Below are 26989 nucleotides of genomic sequence, written 5' to 3'. Positions count from 1 at the left end.
CTCTTAAACCTGCCCCCAGCATTAATTACATCTTGCCTTTCTGCATCACTTCTTGGAGATGATGACGAATTTCGTGCGCCTGTTCAATTTCCGATTGCCGTAATTTTTGGAAAAGTTCTACACAGGGTTGAGAATTAGCTTCTTTGGCATCTTTGATATAATTTTCATAAGCTTGAACTGCTACGGCTTTAGTATGCAGGACGCTGATAAAATCATACTCTAAATTGCTAATAGGTTCTTGAGTTTTAGTTTTAGTCATGTCTCTACTCCGTTACTTATTTAATTAACTTCTACTTATTTCTCTAGATTTATTCATCTGTCCAAAAGCTGAGAAAATATTGGATTAGTAGCTGATGAAAGAGTAGAGACGTTCCCGATAACGTCCCTACCTACTTATTTAAGTTTTTCAATTGTTGTAATAACTCCTGGGAATTTTTCACCCACTGTAAATTACCTTGAATATTATATAAATCTTGAGCATATTGGAAGACTTGTACAGCTTCCTTGTATTGTTTCAACTGCATAAAAACTAATCCTGCACCATAATAAGCGTTAGCATAAGTAGAATTAGCTGCGGCTGATTTTCTGAAAGCTGCTAAAGCTTCATTTAATTGACCTTGATTAAACAAAATTGAGCCAAGATTATAGTGTGCTTCTGCATATTTGGGATTTATTTGAATTGCTTGATTAAAAGCTGCTTTTGCTTGTTCAGTTTTCCCTTGTTGCAAATAACAGATACCTAAATGATATGCTGGTTCGGGAGCATTTTGACTATAGTTTCTAGCTTTTTTAAAAGAAGCGATCGCACTTGACCAATTTTTCTCCTGTTCCTTCAGCAACCCCATGTTATAATGGGCAAAACCCAGACTTGGATTTAACTTCAAAGCCTGATTTAAATAATCTTGCGCCAATTTTAAATTATTTCCTTCTAATAGCACCCCACCTAAATTGGCAAAAGCTAAAGCAAATTGGGAATCAGCTTGGGTAGCTTGATAAAAAGCATCTGCCGCAGGTTGTAATTTTCCCGATTGTCGCAGTGCTAAACCCAAGTTATAATGCGCTGCTGCTAATTTAGGATCTAGTTTAATAGCTTGACGAAAAGCGGTAATTGCTGCTTCTATTTTTCCCAATTGAATCGCTTGTAACCCTTGATTTAAAGAATCTGTAGCCGCTTTACTATTTGTGGCTTGTGCCAGTATTAGAGTAGGGGGAGAATTGGAAAATACTGGTTGAATATTAATACTTAATAATAACAAATTGATTATTCCCAAGATGGGATATTTAATGAGTGATAATTGCATGGATTTATTTCGCGCAAAGGCACAAAGGATTAAAGATGCAAAGGAAGATATTGATATCTACATCTAGATAAACATATTAAAATAATAGGCGTTGCTGATTAAGGGTATGAATTTTAGTCTCACGCAAAGGCGCAAAGACGCAAAGGTAAGAGTTTTAAAGGTTCAATTTGGGAATTTCATACCTCAATTCAGCAACGCCAAATAATACTACTTGTATTTAGCCCATGCACCATTACTCAAATTCCTCAATAAAGGTAAATCTTGAGTAGCCTTTATAAATATCTCCGTTTCTCCAAATACATCCTCAAGGCTTAATAAATGAATCTTTAGCTGTGTATTAATCTGCTTACTTTGAATAGCTTTATTTAAACGAGAACGAAATCCGTCTGTATAACCAACACCAGCTAACATTATGCCAATATTAGCTTCATGGATTATCATATTACCAATCAATTCTGCTGAATAAGAGGCATCTAAGATATTTTGGGATAATTTAGATTGAAAATAAATCATATCATTATTTAGTTCGGCATAACCATCTATTCCTCCATCACTTCCAGATTTTCCTGGTGTTAATCCCAGATAAGCAGCAAAACGTCTACCTAAATCTTGTTTTGCTGTTTCGCTAGAATAAATAATGCCGCTTACTAACGCATCAATTTCTAAGAAATCCATTTTTATTTCTCTTGATTAACAGTTTTAAATTCTCCAACTAATTGTTTATAAAGTAAATTTATACCAACAAACAAACATTCATTTATTCTATCTTTCATATCTAACTGTTCTATTTTGTCTGATGTTTCAGGTGATAGCCTAATTTTCCCTGAAAATCTATCACGGTCTTTTCTAGACATATTTTCTATGGGAGTAATTTGTTTTAACTCGGCTTGATAATTTTCTGATTCTTCATCAATTATTTTTTGGATACTTTCTTTATGCTCAGAGAAAAGAAAATATACATAATTAATTACTGATTCTAGAAATAGTTCTTTTGCTAATCTTAGAATTGCAGTTAGCTTTTGTATCTTTTCTAACTCAGAGTTGGTATATCTTAATTCTATATCTAAGTTTTGAATTTCTTGTTTTTCTTCTTCTACTTTTTTTATGCCATTTTGGATGGCATTATCGGCCAAAAAATCTTTACTTTGAGTAGTTAGTTTATCTTCTGTAGACATAATTCATCTCCTAACATTATCCATCTAATAAATCAACAAAGTAATCGTATAAATGTTCTAAACCTTCATAATTCCAAATATATTTTCTATCTTTATAGATGGCAGATTGCATCTCTTCTTGACAATCATACATTTCATCCGCAACTTTGTATTTTCGAGGTTTCAAATCATCTTCCAATCTGTCAACTATATCATATATGGATGATTGTGATATTCCTAAAGGGACAATTATTACCTGTGGAGTATATCCGGCTTTTGTTTCTAGTTGAGCAATAACTTTTAAAGTTCGGGGAAGATTACGCAATGCTTTGATTTTCTGAGACTTATTAACTGGTACTAAAATCAAATCTGGGTCATTACCTACTATTGTTTGTACAGTATTTTTTAAAGGACTGTTAATATCTAAAACAATATGGTCATATTGCCCTTTTGGTAGCTCTTTTGGGATTGCTTCACGCCTTTCATTATACATTACTGTACTATTATAATATCTTTCCCAATCTTTTGATTTTTGCGGATTGCGGTCAATATAAAACTGCCAAAAATCTGCCTGATCATCACAATCAACTAGAAGTGTACTATATCTTGTCTATTAAGAAGAACACCAGCAATATGGACGGCAAGGGTAGTTTTGCCTACGCCACCATCATTATGAGTACATAGAATAATCAATGTAAACAGCCTCTCTCAAATCTTAAATAGAATTTACAGCATCATAACATATCATCATTACCAAAAGACACGCAAGGACTATCAATTTCTACCGCTGGAGTGAATGAATTACAGAAAGTGACAATAGCACAATTAACTGCCAACTCATCAGGGTGAGTGCATTGTAATTTGATATAAAAAGCACACTCTTCACAAATAGTTTTATGTAATAATTGCATTATTATCTTGCGTTTATTGTAAATTGACAACAAAAGAGCAGTTACGAAACTGGACTTTATTAACTTATCTTGTTTTAATTAGTTTGTAGAATTAAGCTATTTTTGGTACATAGAATAAGTAGCCTACATAAATAATTGGCTTTTATCCCATACTTGACATCAAATAAGCGTGAGTGCTAAACGTCTGCCAGAAACTACTGCTCATGTGAGAGTTACCCGCCAATCTTGGCAACAAGGCTTTCTTGAAGGTGAAGTTAGCGCCGGTAATTTTCAGTGGCATTTCCAGTGGCATTTCCGCCGGGGAGAACTTTCTGTGAAGCCTTCCCAGGGTCGTGCTTTAATCAAAGAACCTCTAGGGCGGTTTTTAGAACAACAGGACTATCAGTTAGAACCTGGAGGGGATTATGCTTTTACAATTCGGGCTGAATTGTAAATTAGTTGTCAGTTAGTCGGTTAAGATATCGTTCAATCAGGAGAATGGCCACAATGTCATCTATTGGCCGGGGGGGTTGACGCAAACCTTGGGGTAATAGTTTTGTGATGCCTTGGGGTGGATACATCTGCCAATAGCGATCGCGTGCTTGTAAAGTGGAATAACGTTCATCAACTAAAATGATATTGGTGGGTTTGCTTAATTCCTGATTAAGTTGCTGTTTCCACTTTTTAGCCGTTGTTTGATCTCCCATCACCATTAAGGATACAGGGAATTTTTGCAGTTGTGTTTCAATATTAGCGATCGCCTCATTTGCCAAAACAACTTGATGATAAAATAGTTGTCTATCCAATCCCATCACCGCAATCCCGCATTTATCACGACCGGGATCAAATCCTAAAATTACAGGTTGTGTATTAGTCATTAGTTACGTAGGGGCGCAGGGCCTGCGCCCAATATTGATTGTAGTAATTTTCAATCTTTAATTAAATTCTTCACGTACTAAAAAGAATTTGTCCATTCAAGAGGGCTACTAACTTGACTCTTAGCGGACCTACAGTATAAGTATTTTCTGCGGCTACAGCTTTGATTTCTACTTCCTGTTCCGTTTGCTGTAATTGGGTAACAAAGCGCAGAAAAGTTCCTTCTATTTGGACACTTTCGACAATTCCCGCATTGCGGGCGCGAAACTGGGAAGCGGAAATCAGTAAATCTAAGCGTTGACGCATTTGTTCAGATGTCATATTTTTTAAATCCGCTGTAGTAGTAGCCAACACTTCCCCTGATGAAAATACGAGTTGATTTCTCGCTGCATCTGCAAAAAATTCTATTTGCTTTTCACCTCTGACATAGTTACCTGCGGAGAAAATTCGGACTACATATTCTCGACCATCTTTAATTTGTGCAACTAGTGCTTTAACCTGATCTTTAGTGACACGGAGTATTTCTTTATTAGCCGGAATAGCACCAGGTTCAGTTAATTGAATATTGGCATTGCGGTTAGCTTCCTGAAGAATTTGGATAATTGCCTGCTGTGCTGCATCAGGCTTGTCTACAATAATTAATCCTGCCGCTATTACTTGACCCTTTACTAAGGCTAGTTTACCCAAGCGGAGGTCACGATAGGACTGATAATATTTTTCTAGTCTGGCTACTTCCTGCTCTAAAAATTGTTGTTGTTTCTCTAATTCTTTTAAGCGAGATTCTCTAGTCATAATAACTTCTTCCCGCTGTTTAATTTCGAGGTTACGATTTTGAATAAGTTTATCTAATTTAACAATTTTGCGATCGCGTTTTTCAATCACCGTCTTCGCTTCATCAATTGCCTGTTTGGCTTCAGCGTATAATCTTTTTCGTTCCGCCTTTAACTCTTCTACTGCCGTTTGTAATGTTTGTCGCTGATTATAAAGAGTTTGTAATTCACTTCTTGCCTGTTGATACCTAATAACAATTCCACCAAGATGGCTTTGAGTTGCATTCAGTCGGGTTTGGGTTTTAGCTTGCTGATTAAGAGTGCGATTGAGTTGAGCTTGTGTGGTCTTTTGTTTAGTATTTGCTGCCTGTAATGACTTATTAATTTTCTGTAATTCTTCTTGTGCCTGACTTTGTTCTTGTTTGGCTTTATTTAACTCACTCTCAACCTGACTTTTTTGCGCTTCTGCGATTTTTAGTTGTTCCCGCTTGTTCCCCAAATCTCTTTGAATATCCTCTAATTCAAATACGCCCTTTCGCAATCCGCCATCAGCCGCAAAGAGAATTGCTAAAGTTGATGCAGAAATTAGACCGCCTGTAAAAATAGTCACAATTACAGCAGTTTTTTTCGGACGTAAATTGAAAAGTGAGAGACGAGCTTTGCCAACTCGTGTGCCGATGCGATCGCCAACGGTAGCAATTACGCCTCCCAAAATAAGAATTGCTGCAATAAGGATGTACCCGGTGGCCATTTTTAACTACCGCAATGCTGACCGATACAGCCTACTACGTTCAACCATTGTCTGTGAGTAAATGGAGTTAGGCCAAAGTAGGAATTATACAATTTTGAGACTTTCCTCCAAATTAACGGTTTAATCTCTATGGTAGTGACGCTACTTAGGGATACCCTAAGACCGCATTACCTCAAAAATAGAAGCCGTGCCAACTCCATTTACCCATAACTTTTAAGTAAATTGCTTACTTAAAGCAACAGGTTTATGCACAGTAATCTTCTTTTTATGAATGGAAATCATTTTCTTCTCGCGTAGATCTCCCAGCAGTCTAGTGACTGTAACGCGAGTAGAGCCAATTGCCTCAGCGATCGCCTGATGGGATAACTTCAGATCAATGGTAATACCATCAGCGCAAGGAACGCCAAAATCTCGACAAAGAATCAACAAGAAACTAATTAACCTTGAACCCATATCGCGGTGAGCAAGAGTTTCAATCATCATCTCCGTCTGCAAAATCCGCGAAGAAAGACCTCGCAGCATTAACATTGATAACTCTGGGTTTTCCTTCAGTGCCTGTTCAACTTGTTCAATTGGGGCTGAAAGTAATTCTACAGTAGTAAATGCCACTGCATGATAAAATCGATCAGACTTATTGCCTGTCAGCAACGACAGCACACCAAAGACGCTATTTTCTCGCAGCAGAGCCACCGTTATTTCTTCTCCTGCCTCGTACACCCTTGAGAGTTTCACAGCACCCTTGAGAAGAAAATAAACTCGTTCAGCAGGATCTCCCGGAAAAAAGATCGTCTTGTTCCGTTCAAATGTTTCCACCACCGGAGGAAAAGCCCCGGTCGCCATTTGACGAAAAACATTTGCTAGGGCTTTATCTTGTGTCACTATCATTTCTCCCTTCCCCTACCCAATGCCAGAAAAACAAAAACTAATTACCTAAGAATACACCCGAAAAATCAATAAATCACCATTAACCTTGCTGTTTTTTCCTATACCCAAACGCGGAATTCCTGGCCTTCCGTTTATAATGATACATAATTGTTGTTCCGTTTAGCTAGTAATTATTGATAAGTAGTTTCACCAATTATACTCCAAAAGTTTTGCCTCTAAAAATTGTCAATTTCTTGAGAATTTTTGTAAATATGGGCATGATTTTTTGGGGCTTACTGCTTGCTTATGGAGCATTTTGGAAAATCCCTAGCCCAATGCAGTCAAACTAGGCTCAGATTCTAGTATGCTCCTAATGATGAATTAAATTAGCAATTTCTATGCTCAATCTATCTGGAAAAAATGCCCTAGTTACAGGTATTGCCAATAACCGTTCTATCGCTTGGGGAATTGCCCAACAACTACACAAAGCCGGGGCTAATTTGGGCATTACCTACTTGCCAGATGACAAGGGTAAAATGGAAAAAAAAGTTTCTGAATTGGTAGAAACGCTCAGTCCTAGCCTATTTCTGCCCTGCAATGTTGAAAATGACGAGCAAATTCAATCTACTTTTGAAACCATCCGGCAAGAATGGGGGAAAATAGATATTCTAGTGCATTGTTTAGCCTTTGCAAAAAAAGAAGATTTGACCGGAGGTTTTAGTCAAACTTCTCGTTCTGGTTTCAATACGGCTCTGGAAGTTAGCACCTATTCACTGGTACAGTTAAGCGGTGCAGCTAAACCTTTAATGACTGAAGGCGGAAGTATTATTACTCTTACATATTTGGGAGCAGTTCGAGCAATTCCTAACTATAATGTCATGGGTGTGGCTAAAGCTGGTTTAGAAGCCAGTGTTCGCTACTTGGCAGCGGAACTCGGACCCGATAATATTCGCGTCAATGGTATTTCTGCTGGACCTATTCGCACCTTAGCGTCTTCAGCCGTTGGTGGCATTTTGGATATGATTCATCACGTCGAAAAAGTAGCACCACTCCGTCGCACCGTCACTCAACTAGAGGTAGGAAATACAGCAGCTTTCTTATGCAGTGATTTAGCAAGCGGTATTACTGGACAAATCCTGTATGTAGATGCGGGATATGAAATTATGGGGATGTAGGGGATGTGGGGGAGGTGGGGGAGGTAGGGGAGGTGGGGGAGGTAGGGGAGGTGGGGGAGGTGGGGGATGTGGGGGATGTGGGGGATGTGGGGGATGTGGGGGAGGTAGGAGAGGTAGGAGAGGTAGGAGAGGTAGGGGAGGTGGGGGATGTGGGGGATGTGGGGGATGTGGGGGATGTGGGGGATGTGGGGGATGTGGGGAGAAAGAATTTTTCCAATGACAACTGACTCCTGACAACTGACAACTGACAACTGACAACTGACTCCTGACTCCTGACTCCTGACAACTGACAACTAACAACTGACAACTGACAAATGACTAACAAACAAACTCATCGGATAGCTTCAGTTCACCGCACTACTGGTGAAACAGATGTTCACGTTACTATCAATCTAGATGGTACAGGGATATGTAAAGTTTCTACAGGTATTCCCTTTTTAGATCATATGCTCCATCAAATCGCCTCTCATGGGCTTTTTGATTTGGACATTCAAGCTAAAGGTGATTTGGAAATTGATGATCACCACACTAACGAAGATGTGGGGATTACCTTGGGACAAGCTTTATTCCAAGCTTTGGGTAATAAAAAGGGAATTGTCCGGTTTGGGAATTTTCTTGCGCCCTTAGATGAAGCTTTGGTACAAGTTGCTTTAGACTTTTCTGGTAGACCTCATCTCAGTTATGGTTTAGAAATTCCTACTCAACGGGTGGGGACTTATGATACTCAGTTAGTGCGGGAGTTTTTCGTAGCCTTGGTGAATCATAGCCAAATGACGTTACATATTCGCCAATTGGATGGAATTAATTCCCATCATATTATTGAAGCCACATTTAAGGCTTTTGCTAGAGCCATGCGAATAGCAGTGGAAATTGATCCTCGGCGGACAGAAACAATTCCTAGTTCTAAAGGTGTGTTATAAAAATCCTCAGCATCGGTTAATCTGTAGTTAGCTCTAAATAGTCAGTAGTTGGTAGTTTCATCGCCATGAATTCTGTTGTAGACAACCCCGATTCTCAGCAAAATCCCTTAGATAAACAACCCGTAGTCCTGACTTCTGAATTGCGAAAAGTCTATCGCACGGGGTTTTGGCTCAATCAAAAGGTTGTATCGCTCAAAAACTGTTCTTTACAAGTGTACCCAGGAGAAACCTTTGGTTTGTTGGGTCCTAATGGTGCGGGTAAAACCACGTTGTTAAAATTATTGTTGGGAATTATCCGCCCTACATCTGGAAGGGGATTATTGTTAGGTAAACCCATAGGCGATCGCTCTGTCAAGCAGCATATTGGCTACCTCCCAGAAAATTCCTATTTATACGAATATCTGAGCGGTTGGGAATTTTTGCAATTAACAGCGGGTTTATTTCAAATTCCCCAAAAGTTACAACGTCAACGCATTCCCCAATTGTTGGAATTAGTGGGGTTATCCCAAGCCGATGCTCGTAAAAAGCAAATGCGGCGCTATTCTAAGGGAATGCTTCAGCGCGTGGGTATGGCTCAGGCATTAATAAATGATCCAGATCTAGTTTTTTTGGATGAACCTATGTCTGGACTTGATCCTCTGGGACGTTACCAAATGCGAGAAATTATTCTTGCTTTGAAAGCATCTGGTAAAACCATATTTTTTAATAGTCATGTATTGAGTGAAGTGGAACAAATTTGCGATCGCGTGGCTATTCTTGATCAAGGAGAATTAATCTGTTGCGGTTCTCTCAATGAACTTTTAGGTAATCAAAACACCTATCATGTTAAAGGTCAAGGCGGAGACGGGGAAATCTTGAGAAAATGGATAGGTAATTTAGAATTTCGGTCTGATGGTTCTTGGCAGGGTATACTCCAAGAAGATTATTATGATTTTCTGTCTAGTTTGAGGTTAATGGGGGGAAAAGTTATCACTATGAATCTGTCACGTCAATCTCTAGAAGAGTTTTTTATCCATCAAATTCAAATCCGAAATCATCCGCTTAATTAGTACAAACAGGTAGAAAATAAGAGAGATAAATCACCCATAAGTAGTAATTTTTGCGAATTATTTGATGATTCTAAAAGTCAGTTACTTATGTGTTAATAATTCCTGATAAATTTAGTGTTATGACTGTACCATCAGCGGATGAATTAGTTGTTGACATAGGACGAAAATTGTTATCAGCGAGGAACCGTAACTTGCAAAAAGCACTGAAAATATTTCCTAACATTCAGAGAAGATTTAAAATCAAATTCCTTACGCAACAAATTATTTATGTCCGGAAAACTAAAGATTTATTAGAAAATAAAATTGTTGAGTCACTAGGATTCTTCAGTATACTCGATGTTAAAATGTTTCCGAATAACTCTAAATATCGTCATTTTCAATTCTCAGGTAAATATGCTTAATAAAGATTTGTGTAAATTTCTCACCCACTCAACTATGGGTTTAGCATTGTTAACAACAGTGAATATCGCTTTGCCATCGGTGAGTTTAGCGCAAAAACAGCCAGTAAAATCAACACCCAGTATCGCTACAGATTATTTATTAGGCGGCGGCGATCGCATCCGTGTCAATGTATTTGAAGTACCAGAATATACGGGTGAATATCAAGTTCCTCCTGGTGGTTCAATTAATATGCCTTTAATTGGCAGTATCCCCGTTTCGGGCTTAACCACAGAACAAGCTGCTGATACAATCGCCAGAAGATATGCTCGCTTCCTCAAACGTCCGCTCATTTCCGTCAACTTATTATCACCCCGTCCCATTAATGTGTTTGTTGCTGGGGAAGTAACAAGACCGGGTGCTTATACCCTCAGCTTAGAAGGGGGAGCAGGAAATAACCCCGGTGTCCAATATCCAACAGTATTAGCTGCCCTGACCAGCGCTCAAGGTGTGACACTAGCAGCAGATGTAACTCAAGTACAATTACGCCGCAAGGTAGGACGTTCTGGAGAGCAGACAGTTTCCCTAAATTTAAAGGAATTGACGCAAACAGGTAGAATATCTCAGGAGATTACCTTACGAGATGGAGACACCATAATTGTCCCCACTGCTGCCAGTTTGAATGTGGCTGAAGCCCGGAATTTATTTGCAGCTAACTTTGCCGCTAGTCAAAGTTCACCCCGCACAGTGGTGGTAATTGGTCAAGTTTACCGTCCTGGTTCTTATCTTGTTACTGCTGGAAATGCCGGTGGGGCAGAGGGTGGTGGTGCTGGGGGTGGTTTACCCACTGTCATGCGGAGTTTACAACTAGCAGGGGGAATTACGTCCATTGCGGATGTTCGGAAGATTAAATTACGCCGTCCTACCCGAACTGGTACGGAACAAACTATAGATATTAACCTATGGGAATTACTACAAAGCGGTGATATCAATCAAGACATAGTGGTGCAAGATGGCGATACTATCATCATTCCTACAGCTACGGATATTAGTGCCGCCGAATCTACCCAATTAGCAACAACAACTTTGTCCCCAAATACTATTGAAGTGGGTGTAGTGGGTGAAGTCAAAAGAGCAGGGGCGGTAAGATTACAACCAAATAGCTCTTTAAATCAGGCATTATTAGCCGCTGGTGGTTTTAATGATAGTAGAGCCAGTAAAGGAACTGTAGAATTAATTCGCCTCAATACCAATGGTACAGTTACTAAACGTCCAATTAAAGTGGATTTATCTAAGGGAATTAATGAGGAAACCAATCCGATCCTTCGCAACAATGATGTTGTCGTAGTTGATCGCAACGGGTTAGCTAAAACTGGTGATAGAGTTAATACTGTAGCCGGTCCTTTAGGTACTATCTTGGGGATTATCAGACTATTTACTACTGGATTTTAGTTTAAGTCGAAAGGTTGGTTTTCTAGGTTTCCACTCAAAAAATCTAGACCCAAAACATAATTATTATACATCTTAGGTTATTTTTTTCGGCAACTCATGATTAGAGGTGTAGCGATCGCCTATAATGCGATCGCAGGTTTATCATTTTTATAGTTAACAATCGGGAAATTACGCAATTAACCCATTTTAATTTACAGTTAATGCCAGCCATAACCCTAACAATCAATTCTGCCCAAAGCCGAAAGAGGAGAATAACTGAATGGACCCAATAATTTTTATCATATTTTTAGCTCTAGTAGGTTATGCCTTAGCATCTGCAAAGATGGTAAATCAAGGAAATGTCGCCTTAGTTGAACGCTTGGGGCGGTATCATCGCAAACTAAATCCTGGACTAAGTTTCATAGTTCCCATTCTCGATCAAATTGTGATGGAGGATACAACCAGAGAGCAGTTATTAGATATAAAACCGCAAAATGTAATTACTAAAGACGGAGTTTACTTAGAAGTTGATGCAATTCTTTACTGGCGGATCAAAGACATTGAAAAAAGCTTTTATGCTATTGATGACTTAGAAACAGCTTTAGCTAACTTAGCCACAACCACCCTTCGGGAAAATATTGCTCAAAATTCCTTAGAGGATACTAATATGTCCAGAGACGAGATGGACGGAAGCATATTAGGTGTATTAAATCCAATTACATCCGCATGGGGAATTGAAATTATCCGTTTAGATATTCAAAGTATCACCCCACCAGAAGCTGTACGCAAGTCAATGCAAGAACAACAAACAGCACAAATTAAAAAAAAGGCAGCAATAGAAGCAGCAGAAGGAGAACGACAAGCAGCAGTTAAACGAGCGGAAGGAACTAGAACATCAATAGAAATAATTTCTGAAGCCTTGCGTTCTCACCCCGAAAGTAAAGATATTTTAAGGTATCTTGTTGCCCAAGATTATGTAGATGCTAGTCAAAAACTGGGTGAAAGCAATAATGCCAAAATTGTATTTGTAGATCCTGCTAACTCAACAGAAATGTTTCAGGAATTGATTTCTGATTCAGTACAAGAAAATCATGGTAAAAATCCCACTAATGGAAAGGGTAATGGCAATGGTAAAGGTAATGGGAATGGATCTAATTAGAGCTTGACACCATTAACTGGGCGCGGGCCCCGCGCCCCTACCTCCTAACCTATGGCTAACGCCACGCTGCGCTATCACGAAAAATAGCATCTGCTACCAGAGTAACTTCTTGCATTTCTCGAACATCGTGGACTCGGAGAATATCTGCACCATTAAAAATAGCCGCACAACAAGCTGCGGCTGTTCCCCAAACCCGTAATGTTGGATCTGGTTGATTAAGAATATTACCAATAAAACTTTTACGAGATGCTCCCACCAAAATTGGAGAATTAAGTGTTTTTAGTGATTCTAAACAGCGAAAAATTTCTAAATTCTGTTGATGGTTTTTAGCAAAACCAATACCAGGATCAATAATTATTTTATTTTGATCAATTCCTAAAAGCCTAGCATTTGTAATTTGCTCAAATAAAAATTTATAAATATCAGCAATTAAATCCTCATAATCAGTACATTTTTGCATAGTTTGGGGAGTTCCCTTGATGTGCATTAACACAATCGGCACATTTAAACTAGCAACAGTTGGCAACATTTGGGGGTCAAATGTCCCCGCTGAAATATCATTAACTATATCTGCTCCAGCAATAATTGCTGCTTTGGCTACCTCTGCTCTAGTTGTATCTACAGAAATAGGGACATCAACGACTGGACGTAGCAACTCCACAACTGATAGCACCCTCTCCAATTCTGCTTCTAGGGATATTTGCTCCGCACCTGGACGAGTTGATTGTCCACCAATATCAATAATATCAGCACCAGCCGCCACCATTGCTTGTGCCTGGGTTAAAGCGGCTGAGGTGGTGTTAAATTTACCACCATCACTAAAGCTATCCGGGGTGACATTCAAAATTCCCATGAGATAAGTCCGCTTTCCCCAATCAAAACAATGACTTCGGATAGTTAAGTTGTTAGACATGAAATTTTTGAACTTTTAATTTCTAATTGATTTATTCCCCAATCCCCAATCCCCAATCCCCATTATTGATAATTGACAATTCTGGCAAAACTATCAGCTTTTAGACTAGCACCACCAACGAGAGCGCCGTCAATTTCTGGTTGTTCCATAATTTCATCAATATTATTCGGGTTGACTGAACCGCCATATTGGATAGGAACGAGGGGATTAGTCAATTCATTACGAATCAAGCCAATTACCCGATTTGCTTCCTTCGATTCACAGGTATCACCGGTACCAATAGCCCAGATTGGCTCATAGGCAATGATCAAGTTAGTTTGATCAATATCTACCAAGTCTTTTTTTAACTGGGCGCTAATTATTGATTCTGTTTCCCCCGTGTCCCGCTGTTGTTTAGTTTCCCCAACACAGAGAATGGGTGTGAGTCCATGCTTTTGGGCAGCTTTAAGACGGAGATTGACAGTTACATCTGTTTCCCCGAAGAATTGCCGTCTTTCACTATGTCCCACAATGACAAAACGTACACCGATTTCTGTTAGCATAGAGGCGGCGATTTCGCCTGTATATGCTCCACTTTCTTCCCAATGGACGTTTTGTGCGCCCAAATTTACACGGCTACCATGCAAAGATTTAGACACCAGGCTTAGGTCTGTGAAGGGAGGAAATAATACCACTTCTCGTTCTGAGGGGGTTTCCTCCAGGTGAGGCAAAAATCCGCTTAAAAATTCTGCGGATTCTGCCTGGGTTTTGAACATTTTCCAGTTACCAGCAATAACGATTTTCCGCACAGGTGATTTAATCAAAATTTTAATGTTACTAGATGCACTTTTTAATGTACTACTTTTTTAGGACTATTCACGAAGCAGAATTTATCGGGCTACAGAAACGGTAGTCAGTAGGAATATAGGCAAAAGTGTTGGTCTTTATAATAAATGAGATGCTTTATAAGTTATTTGTTTATATGCTATCAATCAAGAGGAGGATGCCAACCACTAATTACCCAACGCTTTCGAGCAATCAGAATTACTGGATTATTGATTCGTAGCTTAACTATTGTAGTCCGACCAATAGCATTTATACCTTCTAATCTTGTACCATCAGCGCTCCATCCAAAATGGTCAGTCCATTTCTGTTGACGAGGGTTAAAAAGTTGTATAGTTTCACCACTCAAAGGATCTATAGATTCAACTGCATCACTTTTGAATTCGTTGCATGAACGACAAGCTAAACAAAGATTTTCAAAAGTTGTTTCTCCACCCTTAGAGGATGTTTGAAAAGTGGTATTCCGTAATTTTCATCACATTGCTACCCCCCTTAGTCCCCCCTTGTAAAGGGGGGAAACAATAAAAATCCAGTTCCCTCCCCTTTACAAGGGGAGGGTTAGGGTGGGGTAAAAAATATTTGATACATCAACCATAACTTTTCAAACACCCTCTTAGAAACTGGGTGAATATGATCATAAGTCATAGGAATACCGCTATTTGCTTCAGATGTCAAGCAATAACAGCAACGTGATTTATCCCTCTCTATGATTTTTTGTCTTAAACTTTCAGAAATATATGTAGACACAACAATTTAAGAATTTGATAAACGATACCCTCGCCAACTGAGTAATACTGCTGCTTGGGCTTTACATAACATAAATAAATCAGCCTCATGTCGAAGTGACATCAACTCTAATTGTTCTACTTCTGTAAGTATACCCCTAGAGTTATGATCAAGCAGGATGTTATATCTGTCCATATCATCTGCTGTTTTTCGACTATTGGCAATTTGCCAGAGAGTATTGTCATCTAGCTTATCTAATGCGGCAATTTCAGCTTGAAATTCTTCTGGGACATCATCCCAAGCTGGTGGACTACCAACTTGCAAAGCATGAAGCATTACTTCTTCTAAGGGACGTTGAATAGCATTAGCAGTATTAACTAATCGCTGATAGATAATTTCTGGAATTTGGAGAGTTACTGTTTCAGTGGGCATAGGGTGAAGGTTAGGGTTTATTTTATATTGATTATTTTACTTCGTTTCAATTATTAATCTCTTGAAATCTAAATCCTAGATTTCCATGTGATAGTATACAATATCATAAATAATACATTTATTTATCTATAATGAACGTATTAAAACTTTCATTAAATCCTGTTTTTTTAATCTTTAGCACTGCATTATAATTCTTTTTGAATAATTTTGCTTTAACTTGAATTTGTGTTGATGTTATAGGGCATCTAGTTGTGATTATATAGCAATACTTGAGGACTGTTTTATAATTTTTGGAGACAATTTTTATAGTATTTTCAATTTGATCAAAAGCGTGTTCTACATCAGAACCTTTTAATTCTATATAAATTTCAATATAAGGTTCATTGATAATTAGTAACCAATCACATTTAACTCCTTGAATATCTAAACAGCCATCTACTTGAACTTTAGTCAGTTCTATTGAATTTTCATTTATAAAGACTATTTTACTACTTTTCTTTTCTTCTATTAATATATTTTTATGGCTTATTTTTTCGGAACATTTATCTAAATCCACAGATGTTATTCTCCAAATTCAAGTTCTATTAATTTTTCAAACACTTGACTAAATTCGTTGGATACTTCATCAATGATATTTGTATCAATCAAGTTATTATCTTCATTGATCAAACTCTCAATCATACCATTTTTGATGGTGTAAGCAGCAACATCATTAATATCTAATGTTTGATTTTCTGGAACTATTTTGAATAAAGCTTCTAGTAAATCATTTTGTTCAGGTTTCTCTCTTAATGCTTTCAGAGTGTTACCTGCTTGAATTAGGTTATTAAAAGCTGTTAGTATGTAAGGACTATGAGTCGTAATAAAAAATTTATGCTTTTTTTCAGTTGTATTAAAAACCTGGCTGATTAAACTTACAATATGTTTTTGTGATGTAGGAAATAAATGTGCTTCTGGTTCTTCTATAATAAAAAGGCGTGTTGTTGAGCTAATAAAAGGCAAAATAGCTAATATAAGTGTCATGGGTAGAGCCTCCTGCTGTCCAGAGGATGAATGTGATAAATTAGTCCTTCTATTTTTGTTTGTTTCATTAGTGTATAATATCCAGTCCTGATCTTTTTCATAGGAATAATTACCAACTATTATCTGATTAATTAATTCATCAATTGAATCATTTAGATTTAACGCATGAATCAATTTTCTAAGTTGATAAATATTTTTTACTCTTTCATAAGCTGAACCAAATTCCTGTAGAAAATAATCTATAACTATATTTCCTGATAAAAAAGAAAAAATATTATTTTGTAAGTTAGCAAAAAACGACCTCCCAGCAGGAATAAAAGTTATCAATTCAAGACTATTAAAGTGATTATCTTTCAGAATATATTCAGTGAAAATTGTATTGTAATATTCTTCTATTTTTTCAGGATTATTTTCTGCATATTCAAGAGTTTTTTTGTTGTATTCGCTTAAGATTTTTCTGCGAACTTTAACTAAATATTCAGAATATATCAAAGATAATTTAGACTTATTGTCATCTGATTTTTGGTTATTTAAAGCTACGGAATAACTATCAAACTCATATAAAATTTGAAACTCCTGATTTTTCCAAGAATATTCAGGGAATATAATTTTAAACGTTGTAATTATACTTTTATCAAATTCTGCTTTTTTCTGCTTCTTATGGATGGAAGAACGATATTTAATGAAAAAATCTTTAAAGAAATAAACTAATTTAGCAAGTATGCTTTTACCACTAGCTTGCTGTCCAATAATAATATTTATCTTGGATAAATTAAATTCAATATCTTTGATATTTAAAAAGTTTTTTACTGTCAGTTTTTCCATAAGTGCAATATAATAAGCTGTTACGCAGCTAAATTTGATAACCATAATTTACTTGAACTTTGTAGTGCGGGCATCTTGCCCGCTAGAATTATACAAACTAAATGCACAACAGCTTATCAGCAATACAAATGTATTGCTAGAAAAATAAGTCATTAATACATTGTACACGATATTTTAGAAATTTAAAATCAGAATAAATAGGAGTTTTTAATGTATTTTAAAAATTACAACTTTTTGATGTATAAAAGTTGGTGCGCTACGCTGCACTAACGCACCCTACATCTGTATTATCTAATTCATCCCAAATACAGAACCAACTGTAGACTTAATCGAGTTTCCAGCATCTTTTAAAGCTTGAGTAAAGGGTTGCTTGTTTTGTAAAAAGACCCTCGCACAATTACGTCCTGGCATCCCGGAAATTGAACCGCCGGGATGTGTTCCTGCGCCTGTTAAAAAGAGATTATCAATGGGAGTTTTATAATTAGCTAATTCGGGTAAAGGTCGGAAAAAGATCATTTGATCCATTGTCATATCAATATGATAATAATTCCCCTTGTATGCTCCTAATCTTTCCCCTAATTCCGCTGGACTTTCAACTCTTCTAGCGATAGTTGCTTTTTTCACATTGGGGGCATAAGTTGCTAATTTGTCAATTACTCTATCTGCAACTTGATTTTTCAATTCATCAGTCCAACCTGTTCCTTTTAAACCTGTGCCGTTAGCATTAGCAATTTGATAAGGTGCAAAAAATTCAATCCATAAAGTATGTTTTCCAGGTGGTGCTAAACTGGGGTCAAGGGCGCTAGGCATGACGAGATACATGGAGGGGTCAGAATCGGGAATTTCGCCTAATGTACATTTACTATGAGCCTGTTCAACATGATTCATAGAATCAGCAATGAGAATTGAACCAATGAGATATTCATCTTTATGATCATGGTGAGAAAAATGTAATGGTTCATCTAATGCTAAATCTATTTTCAGGATGGTTTCATTGTTGTTAATAATGCGGCGTTCTAATCTTTCCCATAAATCAGGATCAAGGGCATCAATATCACTTTTTTCTGTCATTTGCAAGAATAATCTTTGGGCATCAATATTAGAAATTACGCCATGTTTTGCTCGATATTCTTTACCACCTGCCACCCGCACACCCTCGGCTTTAGCATCATTAATTAAAATCTTTTCCACGTGCTGGTCTGTAAGAATTACCCCACCTTTACTATTAACTAATTTCACCAATGCTTGCACCAATGCACCTGTACCGCCGCGAGGTCTAGCCATGCCAGGATTATGACGCATTGCCATCATCATTACCCCAATTGCGAGATTTTTTTGAGAAGGTGGCGCACCTAATTCAGAAGAGAGTCTAGCTAGGGGTGCTTTGAGAAATTCTTCATCAAACCATTCATTGAGAATATCTTCGGCACTATTAAGCATTGTTCGCACAAAATCAAAGCTTTTGGCGGGAGAACCCACTACAGAAAATAAATCTTTAACCTGTTGAAAATTGTAGTTGCCAAAAATATCTATAATTGATTTGGGTGGGGCATTAAACATGGGTGTCATGGCGTTAATTGCCCGTTGCCAATAATCTGTAAATTGGGCATATTTTTTAGAGTCTCGTTGATTGTAACGAGCGATTTCTGCACAGGTTTTTTCTAATGATTTATGTGCTAAGAAATATTTACCGTCGGGGTGAGGACAAAAGACAACTGGGTCACAGTCTAGATATTCTAAGCCATATTTTGTTAGTTCTAATTCTTCTACAACTGGACCTAGATGAATAAATTCATGGTCAATGGCACACAAGTTAAATTTAAAACCTGGTGCTTTGTCTGGAATACATTCTTCTGTTGTGGCTGCACCACCGGGAACAGGACGTTTTTCTAGTAGAAGGACGCTATAACCTGCTTTGAGTAAATAAGCTGCACAAACTAAACCGTTGTGTCCAGCGCCGATGATGATAACGTCGTATTCTTGCATATCTCTGATGATATAAAAACCTGGCTTTTTTATATTATTATATTTAGAGAATGCAAGCAAGTATTAAAAAAATAGATGATAAACACAGATCCCCGACTTTTCATATATAATCAGAATTTATTTACAAGATAAGAAAAGAAGTCGGGGATCTTAATTGACTAAATTAAACTTTCACTGGCTCTAAATTTGCAGATTTTGGTTGACGAATATTCTGAATCTCTAAATTTATTGGACGATTTGGACCTGTGACTAAACCGCGTCTTTGTGGTTTAATTTCGTGAGTATCAATTAATTTCATTGACCATGTTTTCATGACTTTAGCTAATATTAATTTCATTTCCATTTGGGCAAACGCTAAACCTATACAACGTCTTGCACCACCACCAAAAGGTAGAAATTCATAAGGAGAAAATTGTTTTTCTAAAAAGCGTTCTGGGTGAAATTTCTCATGTTCAGGATAAATATCTTCGCGGTGATGAGTTAAATAAATTGAACCTATGACAACTGTACCTGGTTCAAGTTGATAACCACAGAGAGAAATAGGGGTTTTAACCATTCTAGGAAAAGTTAACATTCCTACGGGATAAATCCTTAATGTTTCATTACAAACTGCAGTTAAATATGGCAATTTAAAGACAGTATTAGAATCATAATCTTCTCCTAAACTATCTAATTCTGCTAATAACTTTTCTCTAACTTCTGGGAGCTTATGAATCCAGTAAAAAGCCCAAGAAATAGCTGTAGCTGTAGTTTCATGACCTGCGACTAATAAAGTCATTAATTCATCTCTTAATTCTGCATCAGTCATAGGTTGATCATTTTCATCTTTAGCAGACATAAGTAAACTAAGAATATCCGTCCGCTGAGGATCAAAATTCTCTCTTCTTTCTTGAATTTCCTGATAAATGAGTTGGTCAGCTTGTTCCTGTTTCTTCATTTGTCGTTTCCAAATTTCTGAAATCCCCAACATCTCTTTAAATTTAGGAAAATAGATAAAAATCACCCTCCAAGGAGTGCTACCCTGTTCTAAAATTTCACAAAGTAAATGTTTAAGTTTTGCTGCTCGTTCTCCTTCGTAGATACCGAAAACAGCTTCCATCATTACCTGAAGAGTGATATCTTGGGTAATGTTCCTAATATTAAAAAATTGATTTTTTTGTTGTTGATTAAAAACTTTTGTGGTGACATTCTCAATTAATTCTGAATAAGTTCGCATTCTTTCCCCGTGAAAAGGGGGCATAATTAATTGACGTTGACGTTGATGCTCTTTACCACTTAGACTAATGACAGAATTTTTGCCCAGTAAATATTCAAAAATACTATTTAAATCTCCTGGTGCTTCCAATTCTTTTTGATCATTACTGAGTATTTGCTGAATAGCTTCAGGAGAATGAACAAATAACAGTGGTGGTAAATTACCCCGTAATTTTAGAGCAAAAACATCTCCATAATTTTTAGCACATTCCACCATATAAGGCATAGGTCTGAATATCCAGTTTAAAACTTGAATAGTAGATGATGCTTTGGGTCCTGGTATTATTTGCATAATTTTCTCCCGTTTTGATTACACAATTAATTATAGAATAACTCAACTTCAACTATAAACCCTTTTGGGGTCAGGGGAACTTGGCAAGAGGCAAAACCTAAAAAATCATCAACTTATTCTCAACTTCCAGTTGATCAAAAACTGGGTGATGACGACCTTTAAGTACCATTTTAATAGGCGGTTAATTCTTTAGTATCATAAGTGATAATTCTTCAGAATCCGTCAAAATTGCTGACGATAACCATCTTCTTCCCTTCTTCCTTCGTGTACTTCGTCCCTTCGTGGTTCATTTAACTTGACTTAAAAATAATACCCCTCCCCGCTCTTCGAGAAGGGAATAAGAGGTTTTTTTATGTGTTGCTGTACGCAGTTCATGATGGCTACTTATGGTGATGTTGCAAAAATACAATTAACTATTAGATCCTCAAAGATGTAAGATTTTGGTTACATTGAACCAGAAACTCAAGTTTTTTCCGATTTTATTAAGGTACTTATTAGCATGACAGTAATTACGACAAAGGCAGCTTCCGCAGTTCCAAATTTTTGTGAAGGGATACAATATTTTGGGGAAGCATTGCCAGACTTTGAAACTTATGGGGCAACTCCCGTGATAGAATCGGGCAGGAATGCGATCGCCTCCCCCACAGATGCAAATGCAGTATATCAAACCCTACTCGCCGCTGATGCCCTGCGCTACCTAACCCTCCAAGTCACAGGTAGTAAGGCTTCTGGACATCCCGGCGGTTTTGCCAGCCAAGCGGAAGCTTATGCAGCTTTGGTCATGCTGGGACATAAAAACATTATCACGGAAGTGGGACATCACGCCCCCGGTTTCTATAGTGCCATGTTCCTAGACCGATCTTTGGAAGACATGGGCATTTCTACAGTACAACAATTGCGCGATCGCTTTCGGGAAAAGCATGGATTATTAGGACACCTTTCCGGCTACATTCCCGGCATTCTCGCACCGGCTGGACCCCTGGGACAAGGACAACATTTCGCCATGTCTGCTGCCCTCTTGCACCGTGATAAACTCTTCCCCTTCACAGTGGGAGACGGGGGACTGGGTGAACCCTATATCATGAGTTCAATGGCACATTTTAACACCGCTTACCCCACTGTTGCCAACTTCTTGCCCATATTAGTGTGGAACGGTTACAGCCAAGAACACCACAGCATGGTATCTCTGAAAACCAACGAAGAGATGATTGCATTCTGGAAAGGTAACGGTTTTGCGGAAGTCGTGTTAGTAAATGCCAAAGATTTTGACGACCAAAATCAAGCCGGTGAATATGTTGATAGTACGGTATTTTCCTTTGCCAAGCGCCTAGAATTTACCAAAGCCGTATTAGTAGGCATGGATAAAGCTGCCCGTTCTGCACTCGGCGGTAAATTGACCGTATTTATTATCAAACAACTCAAAGGGGCAGGGGTTCACGCCTTGGGGGCAAAATCCCACAACCTCTATCCTCAAGATACTTTAACCGCGCCCCATATCGTCAGCGCTTTACAAAAACGCGCATTATCAGCCCCAGCATGGCAAATTGTGCGGACAAATGCAGAACGGGCTGGAGGTGGTCCGGCTGCGAAAACTGTAGTCACAGAATTTGAATTACCCTTAGCAGAAATTGGTGAATTACCATTAGTAGAATATCAAGTTGGCGCAGTTCCCCAAGTTTCTACAACTGTCATGGGTAAGCTGGTGGGAGTAGTAGGAAATAAAGATAAAAACTTCTTAGTTACTAACGCCGATGGTAACGCTGCTTCAGGAATTGGTAATATTAATGAAGCATTAAAAATCATTCACCCCACCACCGATGACACCTATCATCAAGCCCCATCTGGGCAAGTTTACGAACCTTTGAGCGAAGATGCTTGTGCTGGTTTAGCGGCTGGTTTATCCTTAATGGGGGCGAGAACTTTGTGGTGTTCCTATGAATCTTTTGCTATCAATGGTTTACCAATTTGGCAAACTGTCACCCAAGCAATGGCAGAATTACGCCGCAAAACACCGTCAACAATTACATTATTTACAGCCGGGGCTTTAGAACAAGGACGCAACGGTTGGACTCACCAAAGACCAGAAATTGAAGCTTATTTTGCTTCTTTGATGAGAACGGGAAATGTCTTCCCATTATTTCCCCCAGATGCTAACAGTATTCAAGTCTGTTATGACTGGGCTTTGCAAACAAAAAATAAGGGCCTTGTCATTACTGCTAGTAAGTCTCCTTTGCCAATTCGTAGCACCTTTGCCCAAACTGAAAAAGGCTTAATTGATGGTGCGGTGTTATTACATGAAGTGGCTGGTGGGAAGACAGTTGTATTTGCTGTCATTGGCGATTTGACTTTAATTCCTGTGTTTGAAGCGGCGGCTTTTTTAGAAACTGAAGGTATTGGGGTGAAGATTGTTTCTATTATCAATCCTCGTCGTTTATATCGTCCTCATGATACTGCTTGGGATACTTGTTCTGAACCTGATAACGGTTTTTTACGTGATGCCGATTTTGAGCAATTGTTTGGTGGAGATGCCTTAATTGGTGTGACAGGTGGCGCTGCGGCGATGTTAGAACCTATCATGTTACGCAGTAATTCTCAGCGTGATTCTTTTGCCTGGAAGCGTGGGGAAACTACGGCTAGTGCGGGTGAGTTGATGGCTTTTAATGGTTTGACTGCGGAAGCGTTGACTAAGCGGGCTATTGAGTTGGTGCATTAATTAGAACGCAGATGTACGCAGCATAGCATAATCTGTAGGGTGGGTTAGCGACAACGTAACCCACCGAATTAATAATAATTTTCACATAAAATCGAACTTGTGTAATATTTCTTTATCTTCATTTTCTATGATTTTAAAAGTCACTAAATTTTCTGATAGTAATATTTTTTTTATTTCTTGTTCTTTATTTGCTTCAGTTTTATAAAAAATAAATTCTCGTGCTTTTAAAGCATGGAATCGAAGAAAAATACCAGTAACTATCTTATTTTCTGGTTTGACTATTGCACAAAAATATTTTCCCTCATTTTTTTCTTTATACAAGTCCCCTAATCTATTATCATTAAGTTTATCTTCAACTTCCTTATATATATCATTGAAAGAATCACTCTTTATCCCTTCATAACTATTTTCACTATTTTCTGAGAATATTTTACCTACGCCTTTACGATTTATATCACCGTGATATAAATCGTGTAATCTATCATATAGAGTTAATATTAGATCAGGGTCTTGTATAGAATTTAAAGATATGGGTATTATTTGATATTTCCATAGTAATAACTTCAGTAAATTTTTGTCTTGTGATATTTTTATAATTTTGTCTTTCCATCTTTCAGTAGCTTTACGATTGTCTTCATCATTCCCATCAATAATGTTCTTTTTATTGAATTCTTCAATAAGACTATCTAATTCTTTTAAATAATCCTTGAGATTTTCTTCAAGATGTTTTTGAAGAATATTGATATATATATTGGTTTTTTCATCTACTTCTTTTTTAATTAAATCGCTAATTTGGTTTGGAATCCATTTTCCTAATAATGTATCAATGCTACATATTCCTAATATATTATCAGGAATAACTTTCGGAAAAAGCTTAAAAAAATTTTCGATATCAATCGGTTTTTTTGCGGGATTATTTTGTTTTGTCTCTTTATCTTCAAATCCTTTTTCCCTTAAAATAGTAGACACTTCATTATTATTTTTTCTTTGTTCTTTGGCATCTTTAGAAAGTTTGATAATAAATCTTAAATCTATTAAATGGTCTTGCTGCCATTTATGGTAAAAACTACCAATCGAAAGAAGATTAACAACTTTCTGAGATTCTTTTTGTTTTTTCACAAGTTCTCTTTGTTTTTGTAATCTTTCTTCTAACTCTTCTTCAGGTATCCTATAATTATTTTTTAAATTCATAAAGATATTATAAAAATCTCTTAGTGAATCATTATCATCAAAAATATGGCCTATTTCAATATTCTTGTATATCCCACCATTAGTAAGATTAGCAGAAGTAATAATACCAAAGCCTTGATAATATGCGTCACTTCTATGGTCACAATTTATTAGTGCATAAGCCTTAGCATGAAAAAGTGGTTTTGGTGATGGCGATATTGGCATAATTGAAATATTTTTTGAAGATAGTTTTGTAATTGTTGCTAAATAAGCAATAAAGGAATCCATATCTAACAAATCCTTACACGATTCTTTACAATATTCATTTATATCAATCAAAAGATGAAATTCACATAAGCTATTTCCTAGAATATTGTGAATTAATTCTGCTAATTCTTTAGTTGCGTCTTGGTCAAAATAACAAGTCATTGCATAAAACTTGTAAGAGTTAATTTTTGACAATTTTTGAGTATGATCTTTTATAAAATCGAGAAAACTTTGGTTATCAACATTAAATAAGGTTGCCATATTTACCTGAAATTAAATTATATAACAAGAGTATATTGTAATACCAAGTGTAAATAATGTCAATTTTATTGACTTATTAATAAAGCACTTATTCCAAACCAAAAACCCTGTATCTGTTCCCATCATCTCACCCAAACATCACCAACTATCATGTAAATAAGAGAAGACAATAGAACCATGAGAGATACACCTGAAAAGATTTACCTCACCTGATTTAGATGGTAGATATGTGAGAACTGACAATGCTGTTAAAGGGTATTTTAACTTAGGTAGAATAATTGTTGAAAATACTGAAATTTAAAGAACTTCAACATCTCTAACCACCTCTAACAATGATTGTAAAAAATTATCAAAATCTGAAAGTTTACCTGTAAATTGTAAATCAGAAAAACCTTCTATTTCTATTAAGCTTTTCGATGTTTTAACTCTCAGCTTTATTTCATGTTCATAGTTATCATCAGCATCATTTAAAGGTATTTTTTTCCAAACAATAAAAACATTATCTTTTCCTGGTAATTTATTGTAAACATTACTATAAATGAAAGTTTCAGAGGATTTATAAATTGATATAGAGTCATATCCTGAAGCACCGACAGCATTAGGATTTTTAGCAAAACACTCTAGGGATTTGAAAGTTCCATTATCAACTAGACTGACAGAACCATCTGTTCTTCCCATTACTCTATAGTTAGCAGGAATTTTCAAAGCAACACCAAACTGTTTTAATTCAATATTTCTGCTAAGTTTAGAAGGATATTCTGCTTCAATACCACAATTAGTCAAATTAGAGGGTTCAGCTTTTATAGGAAAACTAATTAAGTGAGTGATTAAACAAGATAGAAATATAGTAGAAAGAATTGTTGGTTTTTTGTGGTTTTTATTATTGCACATAACTGTTACTTGATTTCATTACAAATCTGCAATTTAAATTTGAGATAATTAATTGTAAATTATAAATATAAAATACAAACCTATTGTTCTTCTTATTCTTCAATGCGCCACCCAAAAACAGTTTCTTTATTTGCTCCATTATTTGCAGTTGTAACATATAAAACTTCTCCATAAGCACTTTCAAACCGAAAATAGCAAAGACCTAAACCTGAGCCAGCACAATCTTGAATTTCCGTATACTCTTTTTTAGTAAAAAAATAATCTACTGGTGCGCTTCTTTCAGAGTTTAAGATTTCTCTATTAAATATTGCTTGCCAACCTGCTTCTAATAACATCTCCCTAGCTTTTGAATAAGGCATATTTTGTTTAAGTTTTGGTAATTCTTGCCTTACACAAGGTTTTCTATCTATGGTTGGCTTTTTTGTTTGTGCGATCGCTTTATTACCAACGCTAGGAATATCACCAAATACAATTAAACTGCTGATACTAACGACACTTGCAAATACTAGATTGATTAATTTACTTTTCATAGACTACATTTGTTAGTAAAACTGTTGTAAGTATTGTATGATATAGCGACTGATTATTGCAAATATTATACATAAAAATTTTCTATAATTTCACTTAGCAAGTAGGTTAGGTTGACACAAGGAAACCCAAAAATATTAATAATACTAAATTACAACCCAAAAAACC

The 26989-nt window shown here is 36.9% G+C and carries 29 protein-coding genes and 1 pseudogene; 9 read left to right on the top strand and 21 right to left on the bottom strand.

Going from position 1 to position 26989, the window contains the following annotated elements; genetic code table 11:
- Positions 1-25: 25 nt before the first annotated feature.
- The 6 genes from FJR37_RS10685 to FJR37_RS10660 form a co-directional block, all read right to left on the bottom strand.
- The gene (locus FJR37_RS10685) at positions 26-259 is read right to left on the bottom strand and encodes a hypothetical protein (RefSeq protein WP_027401182.1); all 234 of its coding nucleotides are present in this window, start codon (positions 257-259) and stop codon (positions 26-28) included.
- 130 nt (positions 260-389) lie between these two features.
- Complete coding sequence (locus FJR37_RS10680) at positions 390-1301, bottom strand: lipopolysaccharide assembly protein LapB (RefSeq protein WP_039199680.1); 912 nt, start codon at positions 1299-1301, stop codon at positions 390-392.
- Between the two features lie 207 nt (positions 1302-1508).
- Complete coding sequence (locus FJR37_RS10675; protein WP_168466004.1) at positions 1509-1976, bottom strand: restriction endonuclease; 468 nt, start codon at positions 1974-1976, stop codon at positions 1509-1511.
- Positions 1977-1978: 2 nt separating this feature from the next.
- Positions 1979-2476 (bottom strand): hypothetical protein, encoded by a 498-nt coding sequence (locus FJR37_RS10670; protein WP_168466003.1) that lies wholly within the window; start codon positions 2474-2476, stop codon positions 1979-1981.
- Between the two features lie 16 nt (positions 2477-2492).
- Positions 2493-2948 (bottom strand): ParA family protein, encoded by a 456-nt coding sequence (locus FJR37_RS10665; protein WP_254434559.1) that lies wholly within the window; start codon positions 2946-2948, stop codon positions 2493-2495.
- A 241-nt stretch (positions 2949-3189) separates the two neighbouring features.
- Entirely contained in the window at positions 3190-3366 is a 177-nt protein-coding gene (locus FJR37_RS10660; protein ID WP_168466002.1) for a hypothetical protein, read from the bottom strand.
- A 169-nt stretch (positions 3367-3535) separates the two neighbouring features.
- Here FJR37_RS10660 and FJR37_RS10655 point away from each other — a divergent pair, with 169 nt between their 5' ends.
- Positions 3536-3799 carry a DUF3146 family protein gene (locus tag FJR37_RS10655; RefSeq protein ID WP_027401177.1) on the top strand — a complete coding sequence of 88 codons (264 nt, stop codon included), beginning with the start codon at positions 3536-3538 and terminating at the stop codon, positions 3797-3799.
- A gap of 1 nt (position 3800) precedes the next feature.
- Here FJR37_RS10655 and FJR37_RS10650 read toward each other — a convergent pair whose 3' ends face one another.
- The 3 genes from FJR37_RS10650 to ntcA all read right to left on the bottom strand — a co-directional run bounded on the left by FJR37_RS10650 (position 3801) and on the right by ntcA (position 6627).
- A complete protein-coding gene (locus FJR37_RS10650; RefSeq protein ID WP_039199674.1) occupies positions 3801-4223 on the bottom strand; it encodes a pre-16S rRNA-processing nuclease YqgF in 423 nt (140 codons plus the stop codon).
- A 70-nt stretch (positions 4224-4293) separates the two neighbouring features.
- Entirely contained in the window at positions 4294-5742 is a 1449-nt protein-coding gene (locus tag FJR37_RS10645) for a DUF3084 domain-containing protein (RefSeq protein WP_168466001.1), read from the bottom strand.
- Positions 5743-5955: 213 nt separating this feature from the next.
- Complete coding sequence (ntcA, locus tag FJR37_RS10640; RefSeq protein WP_027401174.1) at positions 5956-6627, bottom strand: global nitrogen regulator NtcA; 672 nt, start codon at positions 6625-6627, stop codon at positions 5956-5958.
- Positions 6628-7004: 377 nt separating this feature from the next.
- On the opposite strand from ntcA, the gene fabI reads away from it, so the two are divergent.
- From fabI to FJR37_RS10605, 7 genes are all read left to right on the top strand, one after another.
- On the top strand, positions 7005-7781 hold the full coding sequence (fabI, locus tag FJR37_RS10635) for an enoyl-ACP reductase FabI (RefSeq protein WP_053538688.1): 777 nt from the start codon (positions 7005-7007) through the stop codon (positions 7779-7781).
- A gap of 32 nt (positions 7782-7813) precedes the next feature.
- Positions 7814-8008 (top strand): hypothetical protein, encoded by a 195-nt coding sequence (locus tag FJR37_RS10630; RefSeq protein ID WP_217355236.1) that lies wholly within the window; start codon positions 7814-7816, stop codon positions 8006-8008.
- 87 nt (positions 8009-8095) lie between these two features.
- On the top strand, positions 8096-8701 hold the full coding sequence (gene hisB / locus FJR37_RS10625) for an imidazoleglycerol-phosphate dehydratase HisB (protein WP_053538686.1): 606 nt from the start codon (positions 8096-8098) through the stop codon (positions 8699-8701).
- Positions 8702-8766: 65 nt separating this feature from the next.
- A complete protein-coding gene (locus FJR37_RS10620) occupies positions 8767-9750 on the top strand; it encodes an ABC transporter ATP-binding protein (protein WP_168465999.1) in 984 nt (327 codons plus the stop codon).
- A 119-nt stretch (positions 9751-9869) separates the two neighbouring features.
- Positions 9870-10151: a hypothetical protein gene (locus FJR37_RS10615; protein ID WP_168465998.1), complete on the top strand. Its 282-nt coding sequence runs from the start codon at positions 9870-9872 to the stop codon at positions 10149-10151.
- Complete coding sequence (locus FJR37_RS10610) at positions 10144-11580, top strand: polysaccharide biosynthesis/export family protein (RefSeq protein WP_168465997.1); 1437 nt, start codon at positions 10144-10146, stop codon at positions 11578-11580. Before FJR37_RS10615 ends, FJR37_RS10610 begins: the two co-directional genes overlap by 8 nt.
- Positions 11581-11839: 259 nt before the next feature.
- Positions 11840-12718, top strand: a complete 879-nt coding sequence (locus FJR37_RS10605; protein ID WP_168465996.1) for an SPFH domain-containing protein — start codon at positions 11840-11842, stop codon at positions 12716-12718.
- A 55-nt stretch (positions 12719-12773) separates the two neighbouring features.
- Here the strand turns inward: FJR37_RS10605 and folP are convergent, their stop codons facing one another.
- The 9 genes and pseudogenes from folP to FJR37_RS10560 all read right to left on the bottom strand — a co-directional run bounded on the left by folP (position 12774) and on the right by FJR37_RS10560 (position 20991).
- Positions 12774-13631: a dihydropteroate synthase gene (gene folP, locus FJR37_RS10600; RefSeq protein WP_168465995.1), complete on the bottom strand. Its 858-nt coding sequence runs from the start codon at positions 13629-13631 to the stop codon at positions 12774-12776.
- Between the two features lie 62 nt (positions 13632-13693).
- Complete coding sequence (tpiA, locus tag FJR37_RS10595) at positions 13694-14419, bottom strand: triose-phosphate isomerase (RefSeq protein WP_039201789.1); 726 nt, start codon at positions 14417-14419, stop codon at positions 13694-13696.
- A 179-nt stretch (positions 14420-14598) separates the two neighbouring features.
- Positions 14599-14802: a hypothetical protein gene (locus FJR37_RS10590; protein WP_254434558.1), complete on the bottom strand. Its 204-nt coding sequence runs from the start codon at positions 14800-14802 to the stop codon at positions 14599-14601.
- 30 nt (positions 14803-14832) lie between these two features.
- Positions 14833-14889 (bottom strand): annotated as a pseudogene (locus FJR37_RS27440) (HNH endonuclease); the annotation flags it as partial.
- A 317-nt stretch (positions 14890-15206) separates the two neighbouring features.
- On the bottom strand, positions 15207-15611 hold the full coding sequence (locus FJR37_RS10580; protein ID WP_168465994.1) for a hypothetical protein: 405 nt from the start codon (positions 15609-15611) through the stop codon (positions 15207-15209).
- A 118-nt stretch (positions 15612-15729) separates the two neighbouring features.
- Positions 15730-16167, bottom strand: a complete 438-nt coding sequence (locus tag FJR37_RS10575; protein ID WP_168465993.1) for a hypothetical protein — start codon at positions 16165-16167, stop codon at positions 15730-15732.
- 5 nt (positions 16168-16172) lie between these two features.
- Positions 16173-17504: an AAA family ATPase gene (locus FJR37_RS10570; RefSeq protein WP_168465992.1), complete on the bottom strand. Its 1332-nt coding sequence runs from the start codon at positions 17502-17504 to the stop codon at positions 16173-16175.
- A gap of 246 nt (positions 17505-17750) precedes the next feature.
- Entirely contained in the window at positions 17751-19445 is a 1695-nt protein-coding gene (crtO, locus tag FJR37_RS10565) for a beta-carotene ketolase CrtO (RefSeq protein WP_168465991.1), read from the bottom strand.
- A 163-nt stretch (positions 19446-19608) separates the two neighbouring features.
- A complete protein-coding gene (locus tag FJR37_RS10560) occupies positions 19609-20991 on the bottom strand; it encodes a cytochrome P450 (RefSeq protein ID WP_168465990.1) in 1383 nt (460 codons plus the stop codon).
- Between the two features lie 499 nt (positions 20992-21490).
- Here FJR37_RS10560 and FJR37_RS10555 point away from each other — a divergent pair, with 499 nt between their 5' ends.
- Positions 21491-23704, top strand: coding sequence for a phosphoketolase (locus FJR37_RS10555; protein ID WP_168465989.1), 2214 nt, complete (start codon positions 21491-21493; stop codon positions 23702-23704).
- Between the two features lie 81 nt (positions 23705-23785).
- On the opposite strand, the gene FJR37_RS10550 is transcribed toward FJR37_RS10555, so the two are convergent.
- The 3 genes from FJR37_RS10550 to FJR37_RS10540 all read right to left on the bottom strand — a co-directional run bounded on the left by FJR37_RS10550 (position 23786) and on the right by FJR37_RS10540 (position 26823).
- Positions 23786-25402 carry a hypothetical protein gene (locus tag FJR37_RS10550; RefSeq protein WP_168465988.1) on the bottom strand — a complete coding sequence of 539 codons (1617 nt, stop codon included), beginning with the start codon at positions 25400-25402 and terminating at the stop codon, positions 23786-23788.
- Positions 25403-25699: 297 nt separating this feature from the next.
- A complete protein-coding gene (locus tag FJR37_RS10545; protein WP_168465987.1) occupies positions 25700-26293 on the bottom strand; it encodes a hypothetical protein in 594 nt (197 codons plus the stop codon).
- Positions 26294-26385: 92 nt separating this feature from the next.
- The gene (locus FJR37_RS10540) at positions 26386-26823 is read right to left on the bottom strand and encodes a hypothetical protein (RefSeq protein ID WP_168465986.1); all 438 of its coding nucleotides are present in this window, start codon (positions 26821-26823) and stop codon (positions 26386-26388) included.
- Between the last annotated feature and the right edge of the window lie 166 nt (positions 26824-26989).

Origin of the sequence: Aphanizomenon sp. UHCC 0183, assembly GCF_009712065.1 — a bacterium.
In the GTDB taxonomy this organism is placed as follows: Bacteria; Cyanobacteriota; Cyanobacteriia; order Cyanobacteriales; family Nostocaceae; genus Dolichospermum; species Dolichospermum heterosporum.
Note: the sequence above shows the minus strand (reverse complement) of the source record. Positions and strands in the feature narration are given on the sequence as shown.